The 11196-nt window shown below is 64.8% G+C and carries 13 protein-coding genes; 10 read left to right on the forward strand and 3 right to left on the reverse strand.

The window, feature by feature from the left end; translation table 11 throughout:
• Positions 1 to 2: 2 nt before the first annotated feature.
• Entirely contained in the window at positions 3 to 332 is a 330-nt protein-coding gene (locus NMB41_RS18255) for an HPF/RaiA family ribosome-associated protein (RefSeq protein ID WP_494379219.1), read from the forward strand.
• Between the two features lie 43 nt (positions 333 to 375).
• On the opposite strand, the gene NMB41_RS18260 is transcribed toward NMB41_RS18255, so the two are convergent.
• On the reverse strand, positions 376 to 1191 hold the full coding sequence (locus NMB41_RS18260) for a helical backbone metal receptor (RefSeq protein ID WP_494379220.1): 816 nt from the start codon (positions 1189 to 1191) through the stop codon (positions 376 to 378).
• 111 nt (positions 1192 to 1302) lie between these two features.
• Between NMB41_RS18260 and NMB41_RS18265 the strand changes: the two genes are divergently transcribed.
• Positions 1303 to 2268 (forward strand): GGDEF domain-containing protein, encoded by a 966-nt coding sequence (locus NMB41_RS18265; protein WP_494379221.1) that lies wholly within the window; start codon positions 1303 to 1305, stop codon positions 2266 to 2268.
• Between the two features lie 73 nt (positions 2269 to 2341).
• Complete coding sequence (gene sbcB, locus NMB41_RS18270; protein WP_494379222.1) at positions 2342 to 3790, forward strand: exodeoxyribonuclease I; 1449 nt, start codon at positions 2342 to 2344, stop codon at positions 3788 to 3790.
• Positions 3791 to 3925: 135 nt separating this feature from the next.
• On the opposite strand, the gene pyrF is transcribed toward sbcB, so the two are convergent.
• A complete protein-coding gene (gene pyrF, locus NMB41_RS18275; protein ID WP_494379223.1) occupies positions 3926 to 4747 on the reverse strand; it encodes an orotidine-5'-phosphate decarboxylase in 822 nt (273 codons plus the stop codon).
• 148 nt (positions 4748 to 4895) lie between these two features.
• Between pyrF and NMB41_RS18280 the strand changes: the two genes are divergently transcribed.
• From NMB41_RS18280 to NMB41_RS18310, 7 genes are all read left to right on the forward strand, one after another.
• Positions 4896 to 5507, forward strand: a complete 612-nt coding sequence (locus tag NMB41_RS18280; protein WP_494379224.1) for a LemA family protein — start codon at positions 4896 to 4898, stop codon at positions 5505 to 5507.
• Between the two features lie 2 nt (positions 5508 to 5509).
• Entirely contained in the window at positions 5510 to 6337 is an 828-nt protein-coding gene (locus tag NMB41_RS18285; RefSeq protein ID WP_494379225.1) for a TPM domain-containing protein, read from the forward strand.
• A complete protein-coding gene (locus NMB41_RS18290; RefSeq protein ID WP_494379226.1) occupies positions 6337 to 6867 on the forward strand; it encodes a TPM domain-containing protein in 531 nt (176 codons plus the stop codon). The genes NMB41_RS18285 and NMB41_RS18290 overlap by 1 nt, the downstream gene beginning before the upstream one ends.
• A 76-nt stretch (positions 6868 to 6943) precedes the next feature.
• Positions 6944 to 7708 carry an SDR family NAD(P)-dependent oxidoreductase gene (locus NMB41_RS18295; RefSeq protein ID WP_494379227.1) on the forward strand — a complete coding sequence of 255 codons (765 nt, stop codon included), beginning with the start codon at positions 6944 to 6946 and terminating at the stop codon, positions 7706 to 7708.
• Positions 7709 to 8319: 611 nt separating this feature from the next.
• Positions 8320 to 8631: a hypothetical protein gene (locus NMB41_RS18300; RefSeq protein ID WP_494379228.1), complete on the forward strand. Its 312-nt coding sequence runs from the start codon at positions 8320 to 8322 to the stop codon at positions 8629 to 8631.
• 79 nt (positions 8632 to 8710) lie between these two features.
• The gene (locus tag NMB41_RS18305) at positions 8711 to 9109 is read left to right on the forward strand and encodes a VanZ family protein (RefSeq protein WP_494379229.1); all 399 of its coding nucleotides are present in this window, start codon (positions 8711 to 8713) and stop codon (positions 9107 to 9109) included.
• A 157-nt stretch (positions 9110 to 9266) separates the two neighbouring features.
• Complete coding sequence (locus tag NMB41_RS18310) at positions 9267 to 9956, forward strand: hypothetical protein (RefSeq protein ID WP_494379230.1); 690 nt, start codon at positions 9267 to 9269, stop codon at positions 9954 to 9956.
• Positions 9957 to 10042: 86 nt separating this feature from the next.
• Here NMB41_RS18310 and NMB41_RS18315 read toward each other — a convergent pair whose 3' ends face one another.
• Complete coding sequence (locus NMB41_RS18315) at positions 10043 to 11050, reverse strand: TraB/GumN family protein (protein ID WP_494379231.1); 1008 nt, start codon at positions 11048 to 11050, stop codon at positions 10043 to 10045.
• Positions 11051 to 11196: the final 146 nt, after the last annotated feature.

The following is an 11196-nucleotide window of genomic DNA, read 5'->3' on the forward strand; positions in this document are numbered from 1 at the left end:
TTGTGGAGAATTCCATTGGTCGTTTCGGCGAGCAAATCACCCGCATCGACGTGCACCTGAGCGATGAAAACAGCCAGAAGCAACTCGACGGCGGCAACAAGTGCATGATGGAAGCCCACGTTGCCGGTTACGCACCGGTGGTCGTCACCGAACACGCGGTTAACCTGCACCAGGCCATTACCAATGCCGGTAACAAGCTCAAGCGCGCCCTCGACAGCGCCCTGGGCCGCCTGGCCGACAAGGGCCGCCGCGAACCGCTGCCGCTCGACATCATCGATACCGAAGACGAGCTCCTGCCTGAGCAGGAAAAGAACCTCACCAGCGGCGTGTAAGAACGGCGCTGGAAAGAACAAGCGCGGCCCTGGCCGCGCTTTTTTACGCCTGCTCCCCTTCCAGCATCGCGCGCAAGCAGCGCAGATAGCGCAGTCCCGGCAGCGCCCGGCTGCCATACCAGGACATCATTTCCCCATCGACCAGGAACACCGGAATGCCGAGCTGCTTTTCGAGTGCGTCCGCATGCGCCTCGGTAAAACGGTAGGGTTCGGTCGAGAGCAGCACCGCATCGAGTCCGGCCACGAGTTCGTTCGACCAGGCGAAACGCGGATAGCGGCTCGCATCCGGCAGGTCCGGCACGCGCCAGCCGAGTTCGCCCAACATGCGCGCAATATAGGTGTCGCCGGACACGCTCATCCACGGGTCCTGCCAGATGCAGTACAGCACGGTGCGCGCCGGCCCGGCAGGCGCCGCTTTCAAAGCCGCGTACTCGGCCTCGAAGGCGGCGCACCAGGCTTCGGCTGCCTCTTCTGCCCCGAAGATACCGCCGATGAGCCGCGCCAGCGCCAGGTTGTCGCGCGGCGCCAGCGGATGGGTCACGACCATGTGCGGCACGAATTCGGCCAGCACGTCGAAGGTCGGCTTTTCGTTCTCGTCGATGTTGACGATCACATGGGTCGGCGCGAGCGCGCGGATCTTCTCGATGTTCACGTCCTTGGTGCCGCCCACCTTCGGGATCGCGGCGACCGTTTCGGCGGGGTGGATGCAAAAGCCGGTGCGTCCGACAATCCGGGCCGCGAGACCCAGGTCGCACAGCAATTCGGTAATCGAGGGAACCAGCGAGACGATGCGCGCGCCGGGCGCCGGCGCATGCGCGGTGCCGAGGGCGTCGATAAGGGGGGCAATGGAGGCGGTCATGGGCGGTATTGAAACACTCCTGTTTCGGAAACGCCAGCGGGAACCAAGCGGCCAATGGTTTATCATGCATTCATTCATTGCAGCCAGCCCAGCTACCACGCGGAGGAAAGTTTGAAACTTATCGGACCATTTCGGGATTCCGGCTACTCGGTCGAGAGCCTGGAGCTGTTTCGCGGCGCCGACACGCTAGCCGCCGCCGTGGCGCTGGCCGATTGCGACGTGGTGCAGCTGGCCGAAGGCGAACCGATCGAGGATGCGGTGCGCGCGCGCCTGTACATCGTGCTGTCCGGCATGCTGGAAGTGGAAACCGATGGTCATACGGGCAGCGCCGACGGCAACGTGAACCGCATCATGCCGGGCGAAAGCGTGGGCGAGCAATCGGTGCTGGACGACGCCGCCAACCTGGACGCCGTGCATGCGGTCGAGGAAACGCAATTGCTGGTGATCGAATCGAAGCTGGCCTGGGAACTGATCGACGACTCGAACGCGGTGGCGCGCAACCTGCTGCGCCTGATGTCCTTCCGCATCCGCGCCGCCAATGCCCTGCTGCGCCGGCGCCAGAAGCTTGGCGAGTTCTACCGCCAGCTGTCGCTGAACGACACGCTGACCGGCCTCTACAACCGCACCTGGCTGGCCGACATGCTGCCCAAGCTGGTGGGCCGTGCGCGCACCCAGGGCAGCCCGCTCGCGCTGCTGATGGTCGACCTCGACAACTTTAAAAAATTCAACGATACCCACGGCCACCTGGTCGGCGACGCGGCCCTGTGCGCCGCGGCCAACGTCATCCGCGACGGCTTGCGCCCGTCCGACTTTGCGGTGCGCTATGGCGGCGAGGAACTCATGGCCGTGCTGCCGGAAACGACTGCCGAGCTGGCCCGCATGGTGGCCGACCGCCTGTGCCAGCAAATGCGCGAAGTGGTGCTCTTCCCCGACATGCGCGTGCCGATGCCGCACCTGACGGCCTGCTTCGGCGTGGCCGTGCTGGATCCGGAAGGCGACGAGATGAGCCTGATCGAAGCGGCCGATGCCGCCCTCTATCGCGCCAAGGACGCCGGCCGCAACTGTGTGAGCGTTTGATTGACGGAACGCGACCACGCATCGACAATCCGTGCCACGCTTGATGGTCACGACCGGCACCCACAATAAAACGATGAGCACACACACTTTCCTCTGGCACGACTACGAAACCTTCGGCGCCCAGCCGCGCCGCGATCGTCCGGCGCAGTTCGCCGCGATCCGCACCGATGCCGACCTGAACGAGATCGGCGAGCCGCTGATGCTGTTCTGCCAGCCGGCCAACGACTATTTGCCCGATCCGCAATCCTGCCTGATCACCGGCATCACGCCGCAGCAATGCCTGGAACTGGGCGTGCCCGAGCACGAATTCGCGCGCCAGATCGAGGCCGCATTTGCCGAACCTGGCACGGTGGGCGTCGGCTACAACACGATCCGCTTCGACGACGAAGTCACGCGCTTTTTGTTCTGGCGTAACCTGCTCGACCCGTATGCGCGCGAGTGGCAGCACAATTGCGGCCGCTGGGATTTGCTCGACGTCGTGCGCATGACGTATGCGCTGCGTCCGGATGGCATTCAATGGCCGACCCATCCCGATGGGCGCCCGAGCTTCCGCCTGGAAGACCTGACCCGCGCCAACGGCCTGTCGCACGAGTCGGCGCACGATGCGCTCTCCGACGTGCGCGCAACCATTGCGCTGGCCCGCCTCATTCGCGACAAGCAGCCGCGCCTGTTCGACTTCTGCCTCGAGCTGCGGCGCAAGGACAAGGTTGCCAGCGAAATGGGCCTGCACCTCGAGCGCGGGTCGCGCCAGCCCTTCCTGCACGTGTCGGGCATGTTCCCGGCCGAGCAAGGGTGTCTCGGCCTGGTCTGGCCGCTGGCCCAGCATCCGAGCAACAAGAACGAAATCCTGGTCTGGGATTGCCGTCACGATCCGTCGGAACTGTTCGGACTGGACGTCGAGACGATCCGGCAGCGCCTGTTCACCCGCACGGCCGACCTGCCGGAAGGCGTGACGCGCCTGCCGATCAAGAGCGTGCACCTGAACAAGTCGCCGATGCTGGTCGGGAACTTGAAGACGCTCAGCAGCGCGATGGCGACCCGCTGGGGCATCGACCTCGAGCAGGGACGCGCGCACGCCCAGCTGGCGGCAAATGGTCCCGACATGGCGGCGGTGTGGGCGCAGGTCTACCAGAAGCCGGCGGCATCGAACGACACCGATGTCGACGAGGATTTGTATGGCGGCTTTGTCTCCAACAACGACCGCCGCAAGCTGGAATCGCTGCGCATGCAGACGCCGGCCCAGCTGGCATTGGTGCGGCCTTCGTTCGAGGACGAGCGCCTGGCCGAACTGCTGCGACGCTACCGCGCCCGCAATTTCCCGGAGACGCTAAGCGAAGCGGAAATGGAAGCCTGGGAAGAGCACCGTGCGGCGCGCCTGTTCGACGGGGCCGGTGGGGCGAGGACGGTGGATCAGTTGTTTGGCGAGATCGATGCGCTGTCGGAGACGGCGGATGAAAGGGCCGAGGAGATTCTGGGCGTCTTGTATGAGTATGTGGAGGCGATTGCGCCGAGCAGGTATTGAGGCTTGTGGGGCTGTTGCCTGATGCGTTATCGGTAGGTTGAATCCGCGTGGGCACAAGTGCCCACCCTACGAGCAGCGTTATCGGGCGAGTTCAAACGAAATCCGGTTTCGTTTGAACGCGCCGATAACGTCACCTTACCCCCGATACCGGTTGATCTCATCCCGCGTCTCGCGCGCCACCCGTCGCGCGGCCGCCGCGAAATCTTCCCCTGCTTCCGGCGCCGCATACAAAATCGCGCGCGAGGAACTGATCATCATCCCCACCCCGCCAGCCGTGCGTCCCGCGCGCACGGTCGCTTCCACGTCGCCCCCTTGTGCGCCGATCCCCGGCACCAACAAGGGCATGTCGCCGACAATCGCCCTGACCTGCGCCAGTTCTTCCGGATAGGTCGCGCCCACCACCAGCGCGCACTGCCCGTTGCGGTTCCATTTTTCGGCGACCATGCGCGCCACGTGCTGGTACAGCGGCACACCGCCCACGTCGAGGAATTGCAGGTCCGAGCCGCCCGCGTTCGAGGTGCGGCACAGCACGATCACGCCGCGGTCGGGCCAGCCGAAATACGGCTCGACCGAATCCGACCCCATGTAGGGACTGACCGTCACCGCATCCGCGCCGTAGCGCTCGAAGGCTTCGCGCGCGTACTGGTGGGCGGTGGCGCCGATGTCGCCGCGCTTGGCATCCAAAATCAATGGGATCTGCGGATAAGTCTCGCGCAGGTAGCGGCAGATCTGCTCGAGCTGGTCTTCGGCGCCGAGCGCGGCGAAATAGGCGATCTGCGGCTTGAAGGCGCAGGCCAGGTCGGCCGTGGCGTCGATGATGGCCTTGCAGAACTGGACAATTGCGTCCGGTTTTCCTTGCAGCTGCGCAGGCAGGCGCGCCAGGTCGGGATCGAGTCCGACGCACAGCAGCGAATCGTTGCGGGTCCAGGCCGCGGAGAGTTTGTCGATGAAATTCACGTTGGGCCCCTTGTATGGTGTCTTTGCAAACCCGGTATTGTACGCGCCGCCGGGCACGGCCCCTCGCTGCGGCCCGGAGCGTGCGACCGGAATTGACTGACTAATGTATATTTTTGACTATTCGACAACTCGCAATGGACAGGACATCATGACGCTTTCCGTATTCTCGCGCTGGACTCGCCTGCTGGCGGTGGCAACACTGGCAGGCTCGCTGCTTTCGGGCTGCGGCTACAACGATTTCCAGACCAAGGACGAAGCCACCAAGGCCGCCTGGGGTGAAGTGGTCAACCAGTACCAGCGCCGCGCCGACCTGATTCCGAACCTGGTCAACACGGTCAAGGGCTATGCCTCGCACGAACGCGAGACCCTCGAAGCCGTCACCCGCGCACGCGCCGCCGCCACCAGCTTCCAGATCACGCCGGAAGTACTGAACAATCCGGAAGCGTTTGCGAAGTTCCAGCAGGTGCAGGGCGAACTTTCCAGCGCGCTGTCGCGCCTGATGGCCGTGTCCGAGGCCTATCCGAACCTCAAGGCCGACACCAGCTTCCGCGACCTGCAATCGCAGCTCGAAGGGACCGAGAACCGCATCACCGTCGCGCGCCAGCGCTACATCGCTTCGGTGCAGGACTACAACGTCACCGTGCGCAAATTCCCGACCAACCTGACGGCGATGATCTTCGGCTATGAAGCGCGTCCATCGTTCACGGTCGAGAATGAAAAAGCGATCTCGACCGCGCCGACGGTCAACTTCGGCAAATAACGATGGCGCTGCTGCGTACCCTGTGGCTGCTGGTGCTGGCGTTTGCCTTGGCCGCACCGGCGCAAGCCCAGCTGAAACCCGTGCCTGCGCTCACCGCGCGCGTCACCGACACGGCCGGCATGCTCGACGCGACCCAGCGCCAGCGCCTGGAAGCGATCCTGGCCGAGCACGAGGCGAAAAGCGGTAACCAGATCGCCGTGCTGCTGGTCAAGTCGACCGAGCCGGAAGCGATCGAGCAGTTCGGCATCCGCGTGGCCGACGCCTGGAAACTCGGGCGCAAGGGCGTGGACGACGGCGTGCTGCTGATCGTCGCGCGCGACAACCCGAGTGCGCTGCGCCGCCTGCGTATCGAAGCCGGGCGCGGCGTGCAAGGCGTGCTGACGGATGCGCAATCGAAGCGCGTGCTGCAGGACGTCATCGCACCGCATTTTCGCCAGAACCATTACTACGAGGGCCTGGTCGCAGGTGTGGGCGCGATTTCCACCCTGTTGAACCAGGAACCGTTTCCCGAGCCGGCGCAGCAGGTAACACCGGCAAACGCGGGTTCAGAAGGACAAGGAGGCGGGATCGGTATGTTTGGTATCTTGATGTTGGTAATTGGTTTCATGCTGGTGCGCTCGATGTTCAAGCCACGCCGCTCGCGCCTGTCGCGCGGCGGCTGGGGCAGCGGCGCCACCGGATTCGTGCTCGGCAGTATCCTCAGCAACGCCGGACGTGGCGGTGGTGGCGGCTTCGGCGGCTTTAGCGGCGGCGGTGGCTTCGGCGGCGGCGGCGGTTTCGGCGGCGGCGGCGGCAGCTTTGACGGCGGCGGCGCCTCGGGAGACTGGTAATGGCAGATCACATGACCCACGAATCGTTCGGCCAGCGCTTCAAACGCGTGCTGCGCCACTGGGGCTCCAGCCGTGCAGACGCCCAGCGCGCCTTCCCTGAAAGCACCTTGAGCGCTGCCCAGCAGGCCATCGCGGCCGGCGAACAGACCCACCGCGGCGAGGTGCGCTTCATCGTCGAAAAGTCCTTGCCGACTGACGAAGTTTGGGACGGCATCACCAACCGCCAGCGCGCCCTGGCCCTGTTCGCCGACTACGGCGTCTGGGATACCGAGGACAATTGCGGCGTGCTCATTTACGTGAACCTGGCCGAACACAAGGTCGACATCGTGGCCGACCGCGGCATCGACCGCAAGATCGACGAGGCAACCTGGCAGGCCGTGTGCCGCACGATGACCGAAGGGTTCAAGCGCGGCGACTTCCATGGCGCCACGCTGGCAGCGATCGAGCAGGTCAACGCGCTGCTGCGCGAGCACTTCCCCGCCAAGGGCGCGCGGCCGAACGAGCTTCCCGACAGCCCGATAATGCTGTAAGCACCTGAGGGGCTGCTTTCCCGGAGTTCGGACCTGCCGCTACAATGTCGGCAACCGAACTCCCTGAAAGCGCCCCATGAAACTCGCCGAAAAAATCGCCCTCGTCACCGGTGCCAGCCAGGGCATCGGCCTGGCCTGCGCCCAGCGCCTGGTGCGCGAAGGCGCACGCGTGATGCTGGCCGACGTGCGTCCGGAAGTGGCGGACGCCGCCGCCGCGCTGGGCGATGCCGCCCGCTATTTCGTCGCCGACGTCAGCCAGAAATCCGACGTCGACGCCCTCTTCGCCGCGACCTTCGCCGCCTTTGGCCGGGTCGACATCCTGATCAACAACGCCGGCGTGACGCACGCAGCCGATTTCCTCGACCTGCGCGAGGAAGATTTCGACCGCGTCATGCGCGTTAATTTGAAATCGATGTTCCTGTGCAGCCAGGCGGCCGCGCGCGACATGGTCAAGCGCCAGAGCGGCTGCATCATCAACATGTCGAGCGTGAATGCCGAACTCGTGATCCCGAACCAGGTGCCGTATGTGATCTCGAAAGGCGGCGTCAACCAGCTCACGCGCGTGGCGGCCATCGGCCTTGCCCAGCACGGCATCCGGGTGAATGCCATCGGCCCCGGCACGATCCTGACGGAACTGGCGAAACAGGCTGTGCTGTCGAGCCCGGAAGCGCGCCATACGATCCTGTCGCGTACGCCCCTGGGACGTTGCGGCGAGCCCGAAGAGGTGGCCTCGATTGCCGCTTTCCTGGCCAGCGACGACGCTTCGTACATGACAGGACAGACCCTGTATGCCGATGGCGGCCGCATGCCGCTGAACTACACGGTACCGGTGCGCGAATAGCGAAGGCAGGTGCAGCGCGCGGCAACGAACTCAGCAATATTCACGGAACGTATGTCTGGTATCAGAATTTGCAATTAGACAAATATATCGCGGCGCAACATAATGCACCTGTCTCCACTATTCTCCTCCAAGAAAATAGTTTTAAGCCCGCTCATGAAGCGGGCTTTTTTTTGCCCGGCGTTACGCGAGCTCTTCCAACTGAGTAGATTATCTGGCAGGTCAATCGTTCGCCGCAGAGGTCGAATGCTTGCGCTAGGTCATACTCAAGTAACAAACGACTCCTATACTGGGTTCATCTGCAGTACACGCAACCGATATGCCTGACTGCAGACAGGTGTGTAGCGCAAACGCGCTACACACCCACCGAACAAAGGTCTCTTGGCCCGATCTTGGGTTGTGCCCATCAATCTCTGGTGGGCATTTTTTTATTCAGGCTTTGTTCAATAACTTTTCAAGATGACCCGCATTGCATAAATGTGAAGACCGGCCTTGAAGCTTGTGTTCTTTTGACTATGATGAAGTTCCTGCGCCGTCGCGCGGTGCACGCAAGCGGGGTTGCCAACATGATCCCAAGGCGGAGGCTGTTATAACCAGACAAGGGAGCCAGACCGATGAATGTTCAATCCTCTGAAAAGCACGCCGAACACGTATCCGCCAGTCGACGCCAGCACGACGACGTCGATTGCCTCGTCCTCAGCGAACTCAATCCACTGGTCGTGGTCGATCACCTCGAGGGCGAGCAGACCACGCTGACCCTCCTCACCTTCGGCAACGTGCGCGAAGTTTGTCCGAAGTGCCAGCAGCGCAACCTGAAACTCGTGCTGCGCCAGACCTCGGTGCGCATGGCCCATTTGTTCTGCGCCGAATGCGAGAGCTGTTTCGACGCGCGCTACGCCGACGGCGCCCCGGCGCTCACCATCTGAGGCTGGTTCCGAAGTCCCGCCGTGCAAGCGCACGGCCGCGCGCCGTGGTATGGTTGCCGTTTTTTCCAGCTCGTCAGCCATGCCGCATTTCCTGTACTTCCCCCTGCTCGACCCACGCCTGAACAAGCTGCGCCACGCGGCAGCGGTCCTCCTCTTCATCTCGATCCTGATCGGCGGCTCGATTCCCGGCGCGCGCGCCAATATCGGCGACTACGCTCCCGGCGTGGTATTGCATTCGAGTGCGTATGCGGTGCTGGCCTTCCTGTGGTTCACCGGCAGCCGCGGCAGTGCAGCGAGCCGGACCCTGGCGACCGTGCTTGCCATCGCGGTCATGGGCGCGATCGACGAATCGGTCCAGAGCTTCTTCCCCTACCGCGGCGCCGACGTGCGCGACTGGATGGTCGACTGCATCGCGGCCATGGTCGTCTGCGCGATCCTCTGGCTGGTCCTGCCGAAGGCGGCACTCCAGCGCCGCTGAATCCGGCTCGCTGCCCATTTCTCTGAAACACCTCAGCTTGATCTGGCTCATGCTGCACCCGAGTCAGCTGGAACGTCGTGCCCGTTTGCGCCTCTTACCACAGTGGCAGACCTCACCGTCACGCACACCCACTGACAAAATCAACGGAGGATCGATCATGAAACAACAACATCAGAGCGTGGTCCTGGCGGGCTTGCTGGCCATGGCGCTCGCCTTGTCGGGCTGTAAATCCATGCGCGGCGGCGATGCGGGCGATACGGGCAGCAGCAGCGGCGCCAGCGGCAGCAGTTCGCAGGGAAGCTCAAGCGGAACCTCGTCCGGCAGCCCAACGGGCAGCGAAGCCGGCTCCACGGGCACGGGCACCAGCTCGGGCACCTCGGGCAGCTCCGGCACCTCGGGCACCTCGGGTACGAGCGGCACCACCGGCAGCACCGGCTACGACCAGTCGGGGGCCTCGTCGGCCGGCACCACCTCGAGCAGCACCACGTCCGACAGCGCCGCCACGGGCAGCTCGGCCGGCACCGTGTCCGACACCGCCAGCGGCACTGCTACACAAGGCGCTTCCGGCGCCGGCGCCGCCACCGCGTCGAGCGCGAGCCCGAACAGCACGGTCGTCTCGATCGAGCTGGTGCCGCGTACCAGCAGCGGCATCGGCGGCGCCGGCACGGTGGCCGGCGCGGCAGTGGGCAGCAGCGGCACCGCCGGCAGCTCGGAGACGTCCGACCGCGTCTACCGCGTCACCCTGCGCATGGACGACGGCAGCACCCAGGTCATCACCCAGGAAACCACGCCCGACTTTCGCAGTGGCGACCGCGTGAACATCACCGGCGGCGCCATCCAGCGCTGACCACACCGGCAGCCGGCCCCGTGCGCGGTGCGGACGGGGACCTGGCGTATCCAATCAAGTCGTCAGGCCGGCTGGGTACAGCGCTGTCAATACACGCGCTCGACCAGGTAACCGCGCTGCGCCAGCAACTGCGGCAAGCCATTGTCGCCGAGCAGGTGCAGCAAGCCGACGCCGACGAACAGGACGCCGCCCTCGGCCATCAATTGGTCGATCTGCGCCGCCATGTCCGGGTTGCGCCGGCCGAGCAGCTTGCGGCGCGTGAAGTCGGCCGTTTCCGAGGCGCCGGCGGTGGCCTCGTGCAGCACGGCGTCGAGTGCGGCAACGTCGCCCGAGCGCCAGGCTTCGATCGCACGCTGCGCCCGCTTGACCAGGCTGCCGTCGAGCAGGCCATCGAGGGTTTCACGCAGATAGCGTTCGGATTCGATCGTGTTCATGCTGTCGAACAGGCCCAGCTGGAACTCGGCGCTTTCCAACTGCGCCACGCGCGCGCCGCGCCGCCGCGCCTCGTCCAGCAGGGCATTTTCGACGCCGTCGCTGCGGCGGTAGCCTTGACGTTCCAGGGACATGCCGAGCAGCAGGTTGGCGATCAGCCAGGGTTTCAGGTGCGCCATGCTGGCCAGGCTGACGCCTTCCAGATGCAAGGCGGCGCGCAGGCGTGCCAGCGTGTCGGGCGAAACGTGGCGGGCAATCCCGTCGCCGGGCGCGTAGCGGCCGTGCCGGTCGAGCGCGCGCACGAAGTCCTTGGAGGCCCGGGTATCGAGCTCGACCACGACGTGATCGGCGCTGCCCAGCACGCGCTCGGCCTCGGGAGCCATCGGATAGAAGGAGCGCTCGCCCACGTGGACGGTGCCGAACAGGTAGGCGACGCGGCCCTTGCCGCTGATGCGATAGAGTCCGCCGTGGTGGCGCGCGGCCACCGGTGCCGGGCCGGGCAAATGATGCGCGGCCGCGTACTCGCCCGAGGCGAGCGGACCGGCGGTAGCGGTGATGGTGGTGGTAAGCGTCAACACGAACGCCGCAAGCGCGGCGGGCAGGCATTTCGGCGCGTGCCGTTTTAGCTGGGCGCGCGCGAACGCGGCAAGCAGGGCAGGCAAGCGAGGCGGCGCAGATGTTCCCATGTGCTCACGCGTTCACATGCTGGCCGGCACTACCGGCAGAAGCGACGGTACCTGGCCAGGCAGCCGCATTCATACTGTCCTTCATTGACCTGCCAAAACGGGCGTTCGATACACTGCCATGC

The organism is Massilia sp. FBCC-B171 (assembly GCF_059134155.1).